The organism is Burkholderia sp. Bp9142, assembly GCF_003853415.1.
Classification (GTDB): Bacteria; Pseudomonadota; Gammaproteobacteria; order Burkholderiales; family Burkholderiaceae; genus Burkholderia.
Genome location: NZ_QTPP01000007.1, coordinates 62,375 through 78,703 on the forward strand (window position 1 = coordinate 62,375; position 16,329 = coordinate 78,703).

The 16,329-nt window shown below is 62.7% G+C and carries 15 protein-coding genes; all 15 read left to right on the top strand.

All coding sequences use genetic code 11. The annotated features are described in order from the left end of the window. The 15 genes from DIE22_RS10210 (at position 1) to DIE22_RS10275 (ending at position 16,319) form a co-directional block, all read left to right on the top strand. Positions 1 to 204 carry a phage head-tail joining protein gene (locus DIE22_RS10210; protein ID WP_124605018.1) on the top strand — a complete coding sequence of 68 codons (204 nt, stop codon included), beginning with the start codon at positions 1 to 3 and terminating at the stop codon, positions 202 to 204. A gap of 1 nt (position 205) precedes the next feature. Continuing rightward, positions 206 to 1,687: a phage portal protein gene (locus DIE22_RS10215; RefSeq protein ID WP_124605019.1), complete on the top strand. Its 1,482-nt coding sequence runs from the start codon at positions 206 to 208 to the stop codon at positions 1,685 to 1,687. A 119-nt stretch (positions 1,688 to 1,806) separates the two neighbouring features. Beyond that, complete coding sequence (locus tag DIE22_RS10220; RefSeq protein WP_185640594.1) at positions 1,807 to 3,837, top strand: prohead protease/major capsid protein fusion protein; 2,031 nt, start codon at positions 1,807 to 1,809, stop codon at positions 3,835 to 3,837. Between the two features lie 83 nt (positions 3,838 to 3,920). Continuing rightward, the gene (locus tag DIE22_RS10225) at positions 3,921 to 4,250 is read left to right on the top strand and encodes a DUF2190 family protein (protein ID WP_124605021.1); all 330 of its coding nucleotides are present in this window, start codon (positions 3,921 to 3,923) and stop codon (positions 4,248 to 4,250) included. Further along, complete coding sequence (locus tag DIE22_RS10230; RefSeq protein ID WP_124605022.1) at positions 4,247 to 4,555, top strand: hypothetical protein; 309 nt, start codon at positions 4,247 to 4,249, stop codon at positions 4,553 to 4,555. Before DIE22_RS10225 ends, DIE22_RS10230 begins: the two co-directional genes overlap by 4 nt. Further along, positions 4,552 to 4,983: a hypothetical protein gene (locus DIE22_RS10235; RefSeq protein WP_124605023.1), complete on the top strand. Its 432-nt coding sequence runs from the start codon at positions 4,552 to 4,554 to the stop codon at positions 4,981 to 4,983. The genes DIE22_RS10230 and DIE22_RS10235 overlap by 4 nt, the downstream gene beginning before the upstream one ends. 43 nt (positions 4,984 to 5,026) lie before the next feature. Further along, complete coding sequence (locus tag DIE22_RS10240; RefSeq protein WP_124605024.1) at positions 5,027 to 5,956, top strand: hypothetical protein; 930 nt, start codon at positions 5,027 to 5,029, stop codon at positions 5,954 to 5,956. Between the two features lie 76 nt (positions 5,957 to 6,032). Then, the gene (locus DIE22_RS38155; RefSeq protein ID WP_185640589.1) at positions 6,033 to 6,365 is read left to right on the top strand and encodes a hypothetical protein; all 333 of its coding nucleotides are present in this window, start codon (positions 6,033 to 6,035) and stop codon (positions 6,363 to 6,365) included. Positions 6,366 to 6,466: 101 nt separating this feature from the next. Beyond that, a complete protein-coding gene (locus DIE22_RS38160; RefSeq protein ID WP_185640590.1) occupies positions 6,467 to 6,757 on the top strand; it encodes a DUF1799 domain-containing protein in 291 nt (96 codons plus the stop codon). 16 nt (positions 6,758 to 6,773) lie between these two features. Beyond that, entirely contained in the window at positions 6,774 to 11,879 is a 5,106-nt protein-coding gene (locus DIE22_RS10250; RefSeq protein ID WP_260426644.1) for a phage tail length tape measure family protein, read from the top strand. A 3-nt stretch (positions 11,880 to 11,882) separates the two neighbouring features. Further along, entirely contained in the window at positions 11,883 to 13,364 is a 1,482-nt protein-coding gene (locus DIE22_RS10255) for a hypothetical protein (RefSeq protein ID WP_124605026.1), read from the top strand. 3 nt (positions 13,365 to 13,367) lie between these two features. After that, positions 13,368 to 14,288, top strand: coding sequence for a hypothetical protein (locus DIE22_RS10260; protein WP_124605027.1), 921 nt, complete (start codon positions 13,368 to 13,370; stop codon positions 14,286 to 14,288). Next, the gene (locus DIE22_RS10265; RefSeq protein ID WP_124605028.1) at positions 14,285 to 15,127 is read left to right on the top strand and encodes a hypothetical protein; all 843 of its coding nucleotides are present in this window, start codon (positions 14,285 to 14,287) and stop codon (positions 15,125 to 15,127) included. Before DIE22_RS10260 ends, DIE22_RS10265 begins: the two co-directional genes overlap by 4 nt. Before the next feature lie 2 nt (positions 15,128 to 15,129). Then, a complete protein-coding gene (locus DIE22_RS10270; protein WP_185640591.1) occupies positions 15,130 to 15,558 on the top strand; it encodes a phage tail assembly chaperone in 429 nt (142 codons plus the stop codon). Further along, positions 15,498 to 16,319 (top strand): hypothetical protein, encoded by an 822-nt coding sequence (locus DIE22_RS10275; protein ID WP_124605030.1) that lies wholly within the window; start codon positions 15,498 to 15,500, stop codon positions 16,317 to 16,319. The genes DIE22_RS10270 and DIE22_RS10275 overlap by 61 nt, the downstream gene beginning before the upstream one ends. The last annotated feature ends 10 nt before the right edge of the window (positions 16,320 to 16,329 follow it).

Sequence of the window (16,329 nt, forward strand, 5' to 3'; positions counted from 1 at the left end):
ATGGCATTCACGCAGCAGAACCTGGATGCGATCGAGAAAGCGATCGCATCCGGGACGCTCACAGTCGAGTACAACGGGAAGCGGATCACGTACCAGTCGACGGCGGATCTCATCCGCGTACGCAACATGATCAAGTCGGATCTCGAAAACCGGTCGGGGACGGGCGCATCGCGTTCGAGCATCGGCATCTATAGGCCGTACTGACATGAAATCCAATTTTCTTGACCGCACGATCGAGTGGTTCGCACCACGCTACGCCGCGTCGCGCATGCGGGCTCGCATGGCGATGGACGCGGTCCGCGGCTTCGACGGTGCGAAGCGCGGGCCCCGATCGGCCGGTTGGCGAACCTCCGGCGCGAGTTCGTTGGCGGACTTGATGCCGTCGCTCGCGACGCTTCGCAATCGCGCGCGCAACCTGGTCATCAACAATTCGCACCTGCGGCGAGCATTGAAGATTCTCGTCGCGAACGCGATCGGTACCGGCATCCAGGCGAAGTTCGCCGACGAGAAGCAGCGGAAGTCGTGGAAGCGGTGGGTGAAGTACTGCGATGCGGACGGGCTGCTCGATTTTTACGGGCTGCAGGCCAAGGCGTATCGGTCGATGAAGTTGTCGGGCGAGGTGCTGGTGCGATTCCGCCGGCGCCGAGCGAGCGACGGGCTAGAGGTGCCGCTGCAGATCCAGATTCTTGAAATCGACTACCTTGACTCACTGAAGGTCGGTGAGGTCGCTGGCGGGTTCATTCTCGCCGGTGTGCAGTTCAACCTGATCGGCCAGCGCGTCGGATATTGGCTGTTCGATCAGCATCCCGGCGAAATCGCGCAGGTGCCGAAGAACATGCAGAGCCGGTTCGTGCCAGCGAGCGAGGTGCTGCATTTGTTCGACGCTATCGACCGGCCTAATTCGGTGCGCGGGTTTCCGTGGCTCGCGTCCGCGATCTGGGCGGCACGTGATCTCGATGAATATCAGGATGCCGAGCGTATTCGAAAGAAGATCGAGGCGTGCTTCGCGGTGTTCGTCAAATCCCAGGACGATCAATTTCGGGCGGGTACTCCGGGAGTACAGAGCCCCGGCGACCCGCGCCGTGTCGAGTCGCTTTCGCCCGGCATGATCGAATATCTGCGCACCGATGAGGACGTCAGTTTCGCCGCGCCTGCGACGAACGACGGATATGAAGCGGGCGTCCGAATCGATCTCCGAGCGATTGCCGCAGGGACCGATACGACATACGAGCAGCTGACCGGCGACTATTCGCAGGTCAACTTCACGAGTGGTCGGATGGGAAAGATGGAGTTCAATCGCATGCTCACGCAAGAGCTATGGCTCATCTTCATCCCCATGTTCTGCGAGGCGATTGCGGCTCAGTTCGCCGCTACGGCGTACCTCGCGGGCGTTACAGCGTCACCGGACTATGACGTGTCCTGGTCGCCGAACCGAATCGAAATGATTGATCCGCTTCGCGAGGCGAACGGGATGATCGCGTTGATCGAGGCGCGACTGAAGAGCCGGCACCAAAGCATTCGCGATCTTGGTGACGATCCGGAAGAGACCGACGCAGAGATTACGACCGACCCGTTGAACACGGAGATTCCGGAGCCGAAGGGGACGTCACCATCGGGGCGGGTGTTGTCCGAGCTGCTGTCTCGGCTGCGCCGCCTCGAGCTGTTCGTTGCGTCGGCAGAGCATTAGTCACCGAAAGTTACTTTGACCCATCTAACGCCCGCCTCGCGCGGGCGTTTTCATTGGAGTGAACCATGTCCGTACCCGCTCAAGGGCATCGCCGCAGCGCCGGTGCGCCGGCCGGTTCGATGCCTATCTTTACCCGATCGCAGCCCGTTACCACGGTCAACGCTGAGGCTCGCACTGTCGACGTGACCTGGACGACGCTCGCGCAGGTGATGCGCTACGACTGGTGGCGTGACCGAAGCTACATCGAGGAGCTGAGCGCCGATTCGACGGCGGTTCGAATGGGACGGCTGCAGTCAGGCAGCGCTCCGTTGCTCCGCGATCACGACACTTGGGACGGGATCGACTCCGTGCTTGGTGTTGTCGAGAGCGCGTCGCTGGATTCGACGACGTCGACGGGCGACGCATCGGTTCGCTTTTCGTCACGGGAGGCGGTGCAGCCGTACTTTCAGGACGTCCTGGACGGCATCCTGCGCAACATCTCGTTCGGCTATCGCATCTACGCCGTCGACATGATCCCGCCGGGGCAGGAGGGCAACGATCAGTGGATCTATCGCGCGATCGACTGGGAGCCCTACGAGATCTCGCTCGTGTCGATTCCGGCGGACCCGAACGCAACAGTGCGGGGCGAAGGCAATGGTGCCGGCGCCGTGCAACAACGATTCTTCCCCTGCATCTTCAACGATCGAAGTGCAGGGGGTTCTCAAGACGGGGCTAGCGCCTCGCAACGCGACCAAGGAGCTGTGATGCCCGGTGAAAACCAGAACCAACCCGCCGCAACTGCGGCCGCTGCGACTCCCACGGAGGCGGCACGAGGCGCTGCTACGCCGACCGAAATCGAAGCCGCTCGTACTGCGGCGGCGGACGCGGAACGCCAACGTGTGATCGATCTGCGCACGGCGGTACGCGCAAGCGTGCTCGACAATCAGGACGCGCTGTTGCTCGGTTTCATCGAGCGCGGGGTCACGGTGGATGCAGCGCGTACCGAAATCCTGCGTTTGCAGGCCGAACGTAGCGCCGCCAATACGCAGCGCGGCGCTCATGTCGAGACGGTCGTCGACGAGACCGAGCAGCGCCGTGCCGGCATGACCGACGCGCTGATGCACCGGGTCAATCCGGCGCACCAGCTCACGGAAGCCGGCCGCGTCTATCGCGGCATGACGTTGCGCGAACTGTGCCGCAACGCGCTCGAGGCGGCCGGCGTTCGTACGGCCGGCATGGATCTGCGCGCGCTCGCCGGAACGGCACTCGGCTTGACCGAGGCATCGCGTGCGTACGGCACGACATCGGACCTGCCGGCAGTGTTCGGCAACGTGATCAACCGGACGTTGCGCGAGGCGTACTCGGCGGCGCCCCGTTCGTTCACGGCGTGGGCGCGTCCTGGTACGTTGGTGGATTTCCGTGCGGCGACGCGTGTCCAGGTCGACGGCGCGTTGAAGCTCGAAAAGCGCAACGAAGCGGGCGAATTCAAGTACGGCAAGCTCGTCGACAACGGCGAGGTGATTCAGCTCGGCTCGTACGGGAAGATCATCGCGTTCACCCGCGAAATGATCATCAACGACGATCTGTCGGCGCTGCAGCGCGTGCCGTTGTACTTCGGTCGATCGGCAGCCAACCTCGAGTCGGACATCGTCTACGGTGCGCTGACGGGTGCCGCACCGATGTCGGACGGCAAGGTGTTGTTTCACGCGGCGCACAAGAATCTCGCGGCAGCTGGTGGCGCGATCGGGATCGACACACTCAGCGCGGCCCGTACCGCGATGCGGACGCAGCCGGCGCCGGGTGATGGCACGCCGATCAACGCACAGCCGAAGTTCCTGCTCGTGCCCGCCGCACTCGAAACGGTCGCTGGTCAATTCACCAGCAGCCAGTACGTGCCGAACGTGGCGACGCAGCAGAACCCGTTCTTCAACACGCTCACGCCGATTGTCGAGCCGCGCCTGGATGCGATCAGCACGGCGTCGTGGTATCTGGCCGCTGATCCGGCCTCGATCGACACGATCGAATTCTGCTACCTCGAAGGCGAGGAGGGGCTGTACACCGAACAGCAGATCGACTTCGACGTCGACGGCGTGAAGGTCAAGGCGCGACTGGACTTCGCCGCCAAGGCGGTGGACTGGCGCGGTCTTTACAAGAATCCGGGCGCGCAGTAACCGCCTCGCAGTAGCACGTGATAAATGCGCCGGCCCCGAGCCGGCGCGTTTGTTTGGGCATCCATTTCTCGAGGGATCAGTCTATGTTCAATTTCATTCAAAAGGGCAGCACCATCACGGCGTCGCTCGCCTTCGCAGTCAATTCCGGCCAGCTGGTCCTGCTCGGCAACGGCAAGGTGCCGGCGATCGCCAGCGGGAGCTATGCGGCGAACACGCCGGGCGAGTACGTGACGAAGGGCGTGTACGAACTGCCGAGCGCCGCGGCCGGTGCTGCTGCTGTCGGCGACAAGGCGTACTGGGATTCGGTGAACAACGTCGTGACGATCACGGCGCAGGACAACGATCCGATCGGGCATTTCGCGTCATCCAAGGTGGCGAACGACGCGACCGCGCGCATCCGGCTCTGGCTGTGAGCGTATTCGATATAAGCGCGGTATTCGACGCGGCACGCGACGCCGGCATGCTCACCGAGGTAACGGTGGAGGGTGACGGCGTGCCGCCGCCGTTCTACGCCGACTTCCTGCAGCCTGGTTCCGACATCCTGCAGAACATGGCGCAGGCGGTCGATTACGGCATCGAATACCGGACGTCTGACGTACCGGCCCTGCCAAAGCATACGGTCGTCCTGATCGGGGGGCAGCGATACAGAGCCACTCGTGCGGGGCGGCCGAGCGATGAGGCGGGATTCTTCAGCTTTGTTCCGCTCGAGCGCCTATGACGACACGCCGTGAAGTCTATATCGAGGATCTGCTCGCTGCGGCCGGCAGCGATGCCGGCCTGCAGCAGCTCGACGTCCAGGTCGGCCGCTCGGTAGTCGACGCACTCGATGAAAAGCATAGTCTCGCGCTTGTTTTGCACCTCGGCGGTGAAGCGTCGCCCGACCGTTCGGCCGTTGGATTCGCGACCCGTCAGACGGAGTTGCTTTGCACCGTCATCACACGGGACACAGCGCCGGATCGCGCTGCCGATCTGGTGCTCGAGTTGGCTCACCCCATCGTCATGAACTATGACGCATCCGGAATCATTGATGTCAGTGAGGGCCACACCGATCCGCCGATCTTCGCGAACGTCGACGGTGAATCGTGCCTCCGGACGGTTCACTACATCTTCACCTATCGGACCCGCTGGAACAGCCTGACCGAATGAGTCGGTCGACTCGTACAGCACTCTCATTTCAGGAATCAGGCTTATGACCAAGCGAACCCGAAAAACCGTCGTCCTGGCCGCGTTGCAAGTTGCGCTCGGCGTGCCCGTTATCCCGACTGGAGCGGACAATGCGATGGTCGTCAGCGATGTCAGCTCGACGCCGGTGGCGGCGACCTATGCGCAACGGAACAACGTGAAGCCGTATCTCGGCAACGATCAGCAGCTCGTTTCCGAGAAGCACAGCGAGCTGTCGTTCAGCGTCGAAATCGCGGGTAGCGGCGCGGCCGGCACGTTGCCGGCCTGGGATCCGTTGCTGCGCGCCTGCTCGTTTGTCGCAACCGTCACCGAGGATACGAGCGTCGCATACGCTCCGATCAGCGACGAACCGTTGCCGGTGACGATCTACTACTTCCTCGACGGTCTGCTGCACAAGATCTCGAACGCGTTCGGCACGGTTTCGCTCGACCTGACGTCGAACGCGATCCCGAAATTCAAGTTCAAGTTCACGGGCGACTATTCGCCGGTCGTCGACCAGCTTCTTCCGGTGACGGATTTCTCGAAGTTCAAGGATCCGCTCGTCGTGAACAACGACAATACGCCGGCTTTCTCGCTCGGCGGCTACACGGCCGTTCTCAATGCATTGCAGCTCGATGTCGCCAACACGGTGACGTATCGCAGCCTGCCGGGTGCGGCGGGCGCACTGGTTACCGATCGCAAGCCGACCGGCAGCGTGGCGTTCGAATTGGCGCGAGTGGCTGACAAGGATTACTGGAGCGCCATTGCGGTCGCGCAGAACCTTCCGTTGTCGCTGACGCACGGCAAGGTGGCCGGCAACATCGTCACGATCGCGGCGCCCGCGGTCCAGCTCACCTCGCCGTCGTACACCGACAACAACGGCATCGCGAGCCTGTCGACGACGCTCACGCTGAATCCGGTCCAGGGCAACGACGAGATCACGATTACGTTGACCTGACCAAAGTTACTTTCCGCTGTACATAGTGCCTACGGGCCACCTTCGACGGTGGCCCATTTTTTTGACAGGAGAAACCATGCCGCTCATCAAATCGCGCAGCAACACCTTCAAGCTGAAAGTTACGGTTCCGCAGATCGCGGAGAACGGCGACGTGACCGAATCCACGGTGACGCTGATCTCGCGTCGCGTGACGGAAACCGAGTTTCAGCATCTCATCAAGCAACCGCCCGCCGACCTGGTCACGAGCGTGATCGTCGGCTGGCCCGAGGGCGAAGTGCTCGACCAGAACAACGACCCCATTCCGTTTTCGGCGCAAAACCTCGCGGAGCAGATCGACGACCCGCACGTCGTCCGGGCGATCTCGCGGGAGTTCGTCACGAAGCTCGCGACCTTGCCGGAAAAAAACTGATCGACGCCGCTCGCTATTGGGCGGGAGATCGACACGACGACTTTGCCGTTGACGCTGACGTTGCCGACGCACTGAAAGCTTTTGGTGCGTCGGATGACGTCGTGTCCGCGGCGAGGTCCAGGCCGGGCAGCGACGATTTCGAGGTGCTTCCGGAGAACTGGGAGGCGGTCGAGCTGTTCGTCGCGGTCGGTACGCAATGGCGCAAGTCTGTTGTCGCGTCGTTGAACGGGGGCGGTGTGATCTACGAGGGCCTCGACTATCCCGCGGTCGAGGCCGCGATGCGCATGTTTGGATTCCGACGCAAGAGGCATCGGGAGTTGTTCGCGGCCGTGCGCGTGATGGAGCGTGCGGCGTTGAAGGTGTTTTCCGATCGCACATTGCGGTCGTCGTAATTGAGCCAGCTGGCGAATGAAAGGGGGCGATATGGGAGCATCGGCCGGAGCAATCAACGTCACTCTGACGCTGGATTCGTCGGAATATCTGGCCGATCTCGTCGAGAATCAGAACCGCACAACCGCGGCGAGCGCTGCCATTGGCAATGCGCTGTCGTCGGCATCGTTCGGGGCGCGGGATCTTGCTGCTGCGATCCAGGCGACAACTGCTGCAGGGAAGGGGCTGACCGACAGTGTGTCGATCCTGAGCGAAGCGGAAGCGCAGGCGACCGCGCGTATCAGGGAAATGGTTGCGCGGTCGCTCGAGGCGACGCAGGCGATGACGCAGCAAGCGTCGGCGGCCCAAAGCGCAGCGAGTGGCATTGGGGCGCTTGGGGCGTCCGCCGACCAGGTGCGCGCGAATGTGGCGGCGCAGACGCAAACGATGATCGACGCGCAGCATGCCACGCGCGTGATGAATGACGAGATGCAGGCTTTGCGTACGACGCTCGCGCAGGGATCGTCCAGCTTCATGACGGTCAACGAGCAGTATGCGCGTCTCGATCGTGCGATGGCGACCGGCAAGCTGTCGATGGAGGAATATGATGCGGCGCTCGCGGCGATCGGGAAGGACGAGGATGCGCGACTGGCTAGGCTCGCCGCGCTCACTGTACGTTACGATCCGCTCGGCACCGCGACCCGCAGGCTGCAGGCGGATCAGGCATTGCTGGACGATGCGTTCAAGGCGGGGGCGATTTCGGCGAGCGACTACGAAAAGTCACTTTCCGGCATCAAGGCAGATCAGGCCGGTGTCGCGCTTCGGCAGCTCGCGCAGCAGGAGGCCCAGCTCGAAGCATCGTTCCGGTCCGGCAAGATGGCTGCGGCCGACTATAAACGTTCGATGGCGGATATTGCATCGAGCCGTACCGCATTCGAACAGGTTGTCGTCGGCGCGAAGTCCGCCGGCTCGGAGGTCGAGGGCTTCGGTCTGAAGACTGCAGCCGCGCGTCGCGAAGTGCTTGTGCTTGCCCATGAAGCACTGACGGGAAGCTGGAGCAACTTCGGCGGCTCGGTGATGGTGCTGGCAGAACGGATGGACCTGCTCGGTGGGGCGGCGGCCGGCGTTGCATTGCGGATTGCTGCGGTCGCCGCGCCGGCAATCGTGGTGGGTGCCGCGATGATCCACGTCGCGCAGCAGAATGCGGAACTGAACGAAGCGTTGGTGTTGACGGGCGGCTATGCCGGCGTGACGACCGAAGGGCTTCGGCAGCTTGCCGAGCAGGCGACGGCGGGGGGCGCATCGATGGGGACCGCCGTGGAGGGTGTCACGGCGCTTGCGCAAACTGGACGCTTCACGGGCGAAGAGCTTGCCGGGCTCGGTCGCGCCGTAGCGGATGTCGCGACCTACACGAAAATTTCCAGCAAGGAGATGATCGACAGTCTGACGAAGCTGGCGGATGATCCGGTCAAGGCATCGGTGAAGCTCAATGATCAGTTTCACTATCTCACGGCGTCGACCTACGATCAGATTGTTGCTCTCGAAAAGCAGGGAGATGCGACCGGCGCATCGAAGCTGGCCGTCGAGTCATTCGCGGATGCAATGGAGTTGCGCACCAAGGATATTGCCAAGAACGAGGGCATCATTCTTCAGGGGTGGCGTGAGATCAAGGCGATGATCGGTGGTGCGCTCGCTCTGCTTGGCTCCTTTGGTGCGACGCCTGGCCCTGAGGAAGTCGTCGCTCGCTTGCAGGCGAACAAGGCAGCACGTCTGCCGATTGGTCAGTGGGATGACCAGGACGAAGCCGATTTGAAGAAGGCGATCGCGGCGCGTGATAAGGCGATTCGGGATGCGAAAGAAAAAAGTGATAAGGCCGCGCACGAGGCCGATCTGATTCACGCGAAAGACTGGTACGAAACCTGGAACAATCAATATGCGACACCGGCCGAGAAGCGCGCGAAGGAGGTCAACGAATATCTCAATCGTGCAACCATCCTCGGGCTGAGTCCCGAGCAGCAGCTTGCCGATGAAGTGAAGATCAACGACAAGTTCAAGGATAAGGCGCCGCGTAAGAGCGGCACCGGACTCATTGATCGTGCCGAGTTGAGCGGCGAAGTGCAGGCGGTCAAGGATGCGCTGGCGGAGCAAGTGTCGGCGGTCGACAGCGCGATGAAGGTGCTTGATGCTGCCTACAAGGGCGGCACGCTGTCGGTGACGGCGTACTACACGCAGGAGCGTGACCTGATCGCCCAGGCTGCATCCGACCGGATCGATGCCGCGAACAAGGAAGCGGCGCTGATCGCGCAGGGCATGAAGAGCCGCAACCTGAGTGCGGTGCAGCGTGCGCAACTCGCGAACCAGGAACGCAAGGCCCTGGCCGACGGCAGCAAGGCGGTCGAGGAGTTCTTCGCGAAGGTGGCGCAGTCGGCCGCGCAAGAGGATGAGGTGTGGGACAAGTATGGCAAGTCCCAGCTCGACGCGATGCAGAAGCAGATCGAGTCGACTCATCAGCAGGATCAATCGCTGAAAGACCAGATCGACACGTTCGGGATGGCGAAGGGGGCCATCGATACGTTGAAGGCGTCGCGGGCCGACGACACCGTCGCGGCGCTGGAACATGGCAAGGCACTCGCGCTGCTGAACGGTACCGTCGGTGATGTGAAGCCGTGGGATGACGCGATTGCGAAGGCACGGGAGTTGGCGAAGGCGCTGCACAATGTCGCCGACGATCAGGCGACGATTGATGATCTCGCGCAGTTCAAGAAGCAGCAGGACGACATCGTCAGCGGGTGGAAGAGCACGATCGACGGGATTGGCTCGGATTTCCACAGCGGCTTTCTGCAGATGCTCAATGATGGGAGGGCTGGCTGGTCGAGCTGGACGAAGGCGCTGAAGAATACGTTCGAGGCGACCGTGATCGATGAGGTCTACAAGGCTTTCGCCAAGCCGCTCATCGTGAACGTCATTGCGCAAATCGCCGGCCTTACCGGTGGTTCCGGCGTGCAGAATGCGCTGCTGCAAAGCTACGGCTTGGGCGGCAACGGTGGATTGACCAATCTGCTGTCGAATCCGGTCGGTACGTACAACAACGTGTCGAACGCATACGACACCGTCATGGGGTGGTTGCAGGGTTACGGAGGCGTCTCGACCGCACTCGGATCGTCTGCCATTGCGGGGGCGACGAGCGGCGCACTGTTGAGCGGCGGGGTGACGCTCGGTGGTCTCGGCGCGGGAATCGGCGGCAACGTCGCATCGGCGACGGCGGGAATGGTGGGCTCGAACGCGTACGGATTCGGCACGGGCGCTGCGAGCGGGCTTGGATCGCTGGGGTTGGCATATGGCGGTGCGGGTTTGCTCGGCGGGCTCGCCGGCGGAGCGTTGTTCGGCAATAAGGGCTACTCGAGCATCGGTGGCAGTCTCGGCGCGATGGGTGGCCTTGCGCTTGGTGCGTCGTCTGCGGTTGGTGGCACGGCGATCGGGGCGGCGCTCGGTTCTGCGGCCGGCCCGATTGGGGCTGTGATCGGCATGGCACTCGGATCGTTGGTCGGCTCGCTGATTGGCGGAGGGGAAACGCGCTTCGGTGCCGACTATACGATTGACGGCGCGGGTAACGTCAAGAAAGTCCGCGGTCCTTCCGGCGGCGATCCCGTAGCGAGCGACGTTCAGTCGTCGATCAAGAGCACGTACGACTCGCTTTCCTCGCTCGCAAAGCAACTTGGGGGTTCGATAGACGGGCTTGGCCCGTATTCCGCAACGTATGAAGTCAGTCCGGACAAAGGCAATTCGTTCGTGTCGGCGGGGTTCGGTGACCTGAAGGGGTATCCGAACCGACGGGATCTGAGTGGTGTGAAGGATTCCACGACGGTGCTGAACGACTTCAGCCTGCAGCTGCAGCGTTCAGTGATCGACGGATTGCAAAAGGCACACCTCGACGCGCCGTACGCGGCGATCCTGCAGGGTGTCGACGCCTCGAAGCTGTCGACGGACGATGTGACCGCGTTGCTCGCGCAACTGAATTCGGTCAAGTCCCTGTTTGATTCGCTTCAGACGCTTGGGCGCGACTTCGACAACTTGAAAAAGGTGTCTACCGACGCGCAGTTGGCTGTGATGAGTCTTGCTGGCGGGGTCGATTCGTTCAGCCGTAGCGCGACGTACTTCTATCAGCACTTCACGACGGCCGATCAGCAGGCGCAGGACGCGCAGAAGGCGGTAGCGGATCAGCTTTCTGCGCTCGGCTATACGGGCATTCGTACGCGTGATCAGTTCCGCGACCTGGTCGAATCGATGGATCTTTCGACGGACGCGGGACAGAAGGCGTATGCCGCGCTGCTCGCGCTGGCGCCGGCATTCGACAGTGTCGTCTCGTCGTATGAGTCGGCGGTGGCATCCGCATACAGCACGCAGTCCCAAGCATTGCAGTCGTTCAAGGATCAGGTCGACCAGTTCCGCCAGTCGCTTTCGACCGGCGATCTGGCCGGCCTGTCGCCCGAGCAGCTTTATGCTCAGACGCGACAGCGATTCGAAAGCGTCTACAACGCAGCGATGGGGGGCGATGCGAACGCTCAATCGAGCCTGACGTCGGCCGCACAGGACTTCCTCAATGCATCGAAGGCGTACAACGCCAGCTCCGGCCAGTATCAGTCAGATCTGTCGGAAGTTGTGAAGTCGATGGATTACGCGAGTTCGTCGGCCGACGCGCAGCTCGCCCAGCTCAAGCAGATGGTCGCCGGCATCGTCGACGTGAACACGTCGGTGCAGTCGGTGGCGGAGGCGATTGCGAATCTGAAGGGCTGGTCGGGTGTCGACGGGTCGCACGCGTCGGGGCTCTATCGTGTTCCGTTCGACGGCTACGTTGCCGAGCTGCATGCGGGCGAGCGGGTACTGACGGCCCGTGAAGCGAGGGCGCTGGATGTGTCGGCAGACTCGGCCCCGGTAGTCGATTTCAGCCGGTATCGGTCAGGTGGCAACGATGCGTTGCTGGCGGAAATCAAGGCGCTGCGTAGCGAAGTGGCTCAATTGCGGTCCGATCGCCGGCAGGCCGACGTCGCGCACGCGATGCAGCGTGCAGATCTCGCGAAGGAACAGTCGACGCGGCTCGACGAGCAGACGGCAATCCTGCGTGACAGGAAGCGACCGGGGAAATAGAGCATGGTGATCGCAATCGAGGTTGAGGGGTATCGGCTGTCCGACGGGCAGGTCGATACGCTTCGTTTTTCGACGGACGGATTCATCACGCGTCCGTCTGATACGCCGGCCAACGCATGGTTCGAACCGGTCATCAAATCGGCGCCGTCACTCGAGCGCGTGCTGTTCGACCAGGCCGGCACGTACGGGGCAACGAAGGTAACGGCGGGCAACGTGTTGCTGGTCAACGAGGGAGGTGCTCTCGATTACCTGCTGACCGACTATGCGTTCGATGGTCGGCGTTTTACTGTTCGAATGGGTGTTGTCGATCAGCCGTTTTCGTCGTGGCTGATTGTGATGACCGGCACGCTCTCGGACATGGCCGCGCAGGATACGTCCGTCGCGCTCGTGATCCAGGATCGGCTCGCGGATCTCGCGATCGTCGAATGGCCGACATACGCGGGCAACAACGTTGCGCCGAACGGGCTCGAGGGCACGGCCAACGATCTGAAGGACCAGGCGAAGCCGCGGCTGTATGGGGCGGCACTGAACGTGACGCCAAAGGCAGTGAACACGTCGAAACTGATCTACCAAGTGAGCGACCAAGCATGTGCGATCACGGCGGCGTACGACAACGGCGCCGCGCTGACCCGTGGGGCCGACTACGCGAGCACCGACGACATGCAGGCGACTGCACCGGCCGCCGGCGAGTTTCGCTGCATCGAGGGGTTTCTGCGGCTTGGTTCGGCGCCGGCAGGGACCGTGGCGTGTGACGCGGCCGGCCCGGTGACTCGGGCCGCAGATCTGCTCGTTGCGATCGCACGCGATGCGGGCGTGCCGGCGGCCGACATCGTTATGGCCGACGTCGACGCGCTCAACGCGCTGGCTCCTGCGACGGTTGGGGTATGGGCGGACTCGACGCAGACACCGCAATCGTTGATGGATTTTGTCGCGGGCTCGATCGGCGCATGGTACGGCTTCGATCGTCTCAGCCGGCTCCGCATGGGCCGTGTCGATGCACCGGCCGGCGTGCCGGTGGCCGAATGGGCGCGCGAGGTGCAAGAAACCGTGCAGCCGTCGAGTGCGGGCGTGCCGGCATGGAGCGTGTCCATCAGCTATGCGCGCAATTACACGGTGCAGTCGAACGTGGCGGGTGCGGCCGGTGTCGAGCGTGCAGCTTGGCTCGCCCAGGAGTACCGGACCGCGAAGGCGACGAGCGATTCGACCAAAGTGGCTTGGCCGCACGCGCAGGCACTCACGTTCGAGACAGGGTTGGTGGACGCGGTTGCCGCTCAGGCGGAGGCGCAGCGCCGCCTTGATCTGTACAAGGTCCGTCGAATGACGCTCGACGTTGACGTGCCGGTGACGGAGCTCGGGGCGCTGGATCTCGGCGACATCGTCGGACTAGATACACCGCGCTATCGGCTCGCTGACCGCCTGCTGCGCGTGATCGGAATCAACAGCGGTTTCGCGAGCGGTAAAGCCGCGCTCGTACTTTGGGGGTGATGCATGGCGAATGTTCTGCTCGGGTTTCCGAACCGGACGGATACCGCAACGCTGTCGGGCGGCGACTGGCAGACGCCGCTGAGCAACCTGCAGGACAGGCGACTGTCCCGCGTTGCGCGGTCGGCGACTGCGCTCAAGGAGGCGACGCGGTTCGACGTCGACCTCGGTGTGCCGCGCAAGGTGTCGCTGTTCGCGATCGTGCGCCATAACCTCGGCCTTAACGCGCGATATCGGATCCGTGTGGCGCAGGATTCGGCATTTCAGAACGTGATCTATGACAGCGCGGCATTGCCGGGTGAGCCGTCTGTATCAGCGAATTTTGCGCTTCAACAGTATTCGGTGCAGGGGCGGATCTGGTCGCCGGTATGGCCGCGCCTATTCAATACGGCGTCGCTCGATTGGGAAGACCCGAACTGGTGGGATGGGCGATTGCCGGAAGAAGACCGGAAGGGCTATCCGGGGCTTGTACTTTCGGTGCTTCACGAGCCCGTGTTCGGGCGCTATGTCCGGTTCGAGTTCCTCGACGAGGGAAATGTCGACGGTTACGTCGAGCTGGGCAGGCTGTTCGTTTCGCAGGCGTGGACGCCAAAGAACAACGTGACATACGGTGCCGGCGTCGGTTGGGAATTCGATACGACGATGGACCGCGCAATTGATGGCACGGCCTATTTCGATCGCAAAACAGGGCGCCGTGTGCAGACGCTGAGCCTCGACTGGTTGTCGCGCGACGAAGCGTTCGGGAACGTGTTCGAGATGCAACGTGCAGCCGGCATCGATAAGGAAATGCTGTTCGTGTGGGATCGCGACGATCCGGTCAATCTGATCCGCCGATCGTTTCTCGGCCGCCAGCGGAAGGTTAATCCGCTGATGCTGCCGTTTCTCGACAACTACACCAACGCATTCGAGATCGAGGAAATTACATGACCAAAGTTACTTTTCCGCTCACCGGACATTCCTATTCGGACGACGGCAGCAGCGACCACGACATGCTCAACGGCGGACACGCCGAAAACCTGCTGCCGATGATCGGCGAGACCATCGCGACGACGCAGCAGGCCGTCGATGCGGCCGGGACAGCGACCACAGCGAAGCAGGCGGCATCGACGTCGGCGCTTGCCGCGAGCCAGTCTGCCAGCGATGCCGGCACGGCGCAGGCAGCGGCGCAGACGGCTGCGACGCAGGCCAAGGCCGCCGCTGCGACTGTCAACCTCCCGCCATTGGCCGGCCGAAAGGGTCTCGCGGTGTTCGTGCTCGACGATGAGTCGGGTTATGTGTATCGACGCGTCGTGCGCAACGGCGGTGGCGCGAACCAGACCGACGCGCAGCTCTACTTCGGGCAGGACGCCGGGCAGCCAACGCGTATTCGGGTGACGTTGAGCACATCCGATCTCGGCTGCGTGGTGTTTGACTCGGATCTTCAGTCGGCGAAGGATACGTTAAATGGGGCAATCAACACGAAGGCGGACGCGCAGGCAACGGCGAACGCATTGGCGACGAAGGCCAACGCACAAGACCTGGCGAACACCAACGCGGCAGTCGCTACGAAGGCGAGCCAGGATGCACTCAACGTCACGAACAACAACGTGAACGGCAAGGCGGCAAACGGGGCGCGGGTGCAGTGGGATTCAGAGGTGCTCGATTTCGGCGTGGTTTCGCAAAATATCAATCTGCCGGCACCGTACGTGCTGATCGGACTTTACGGTCCCGGAAACGCGACGGCGAACGCGATCGGGATGCGCGGCGTAATGTTGAGGAACGCATGACCATGATGCGACACGACGAACTGATCTTCTGTTTGCAACGGCTTCATCCCGGCACGGTGCATGGCGTCGATTTCTGGGTCGCCCATCCGAGCGATTTCAGTTCCGGAGCGCAAACCGGGCCAGCAATCATCGTCCAGTGGAATCTGGAGGCAGCGAAGCCGGACGACGCCGCGATCGATGCCATTTGGCGTCAGCACGGCGAGGAGTACCGCGCAATGATCGCCGACGCCGATGCTCGGGCGAAGCGGGCCCTGTTGCTGGCCGACGCGGATCGATTGGTGTCGAAGGCCGTCGATCTCAATGAATTCGATAGCGAAGCGCAGGCGCGGGCATACCGCCAAGCGCTGCGCGATATCACCGCCCAGCCTGGGTGGCCGACGTCCATTACCTGGCCCGATCCACCGACGATCGGTCAACCGCACAAAACCTGACCCGCCGCTTGGCGGGTTTTTTGTTGGTCACTTCCGGAGCAGAAATGCCTGATTCCACTTTTGCCGAGCTTGTCGCCTTCGCGCGGGCGAGTTCGGCGACGCGAGTCAATGCGGACGGTCAGACCGAGACCGTCGGCCCCGATGTGCCGCGGATCGATTTCGATCCGGTCACGAAGGCGGGGCGTGGACTGTTGCTCGAGCACGCCGGTATGAACACGGACGGCTCGGCCCGTGCCGCAGACCACGCGGCGGTGATCCTCAATCCGGATTGGTTCAATCCGGCGCGTGGCGTATGGCTGGTCAGCTTCGAGTTTCCGGGTGCCGGCACGCACACCGTGATCGAGCTGACCTCACCGGCTGCGCAATTCGGCGTTCGCGTCGTCGACGGCACGGTGTACGCGTTCTACGGCGATGTGCAGTTCGCGTTCGATACGGCGATCGTCGACCAGGTCGCGCTGGTCGTGATCGCTTGTGGGCAAACCGGTGTGCGCGCCGGCCGAAACGGTGTGACGGCGCAGCTTTCTGCGGCGCGCGTCCAGCGCGTGACCGACGTACGTCTCGGCGAGTCGGCGGCTGCCGTCGCGCAACTCGACGGCCGGATGGTGTCGTTTCGGTACATCGGGCACGAGGCCAGTACGTCCGAAGTGATCGCGTATGCGACGCCTGACGAATGGGCCGAGATCTCGGATTTTGTGATGCAGACCTACGGCGATGAATTTCTCGCGCTGGAGGCGCAACTCGATAACGCAATCAATGGGTAGCGGGGGGAAG

Bases quoted from the DNA above. Each gene is read 5' to 3' on its own strand.
- DIE22_RS10215 (WP_124605019.1), top strand. From the start codon at position 206: ATGAAATCCAATTTTCTTGACCGCACGATCGAGTGGTTCGCACCACGC.
- DIE22_RS10225 (WP_124605021.1), top strand. From the start codon at position 3,921: ATGTTCAATTTCATTCAAAAGGGCAGCACCATCACGGCGTCGCTCGCC.
- DIE22_RS10250 (WP_260426644.1), top strand. From the start codon at position 6,774: ATGAAAGGGGGCGATATGGGAGCATCGGCCGGAGCAATCAACGTCACT.
- DIE22_RS38155 (WP_185640589.1), top strand. From the start codon at position 6,033: ATGCCGCTCATCAAATCGCGCAGCAACACCTTCAAGCTGAAAGTTACG.
- DIE22_RS10220 (WP_185640594.1), top strand. From the start codon at position 1,807: ATGCCTATCTTTACCCGATCGCAGCCCGTTACCACGGTCAACGCTGAG.
- DIE22_RS10235 (WP_124605023.1), top strand. From the start codon at position 4,552: ATGACGACACGCCGTGAAGTCTATATCGAGGATCTGCTCGCTGCGGCC.
- DIE22_RS10270 (WP_185640591.1), top strand. From the start codon at position 15,130: ATGATGCGACACGACGAACTGATCTTCTGTTTGCAACGGCTTCATCCC.
- DIE22_RS10265 (WP_124605028.1), top strand. From the start codon at position 14,285: ATGACCAAAGTTACTTTTCCGCTCACCGGACATTCCTATTCGGACGAC.
- DIE22_RS10240 (WP_124605024.1), top strand. From the start codon at position 5,027: ATGACCAAGCGAACCCGAAAAACCGTCGTCCTGGCCGCGTTGCAAGTT.
- DIE22_RS10260 (WP_124605027.1), top strand. From the start codon at position 13,368: ATGGCGAATGTTCTGCTCGGGTTTCCGAACCGGACGGATACCGCAACG.
- DIE22_RS10255 (WP_124605026.1), top strand. From the start codon at position 11,883: ATGGTGATCGCAATCGAGGTTGAGGGGTATCGGCTGTCCGACGGGCAG.
- DIE22_RS10210 (WP_124605018.1), top strand. From the start codon at position 1: ATGGCATTCACGCAGCAGAACCTGGATGCGATCGAGAAAGCGATCGCA.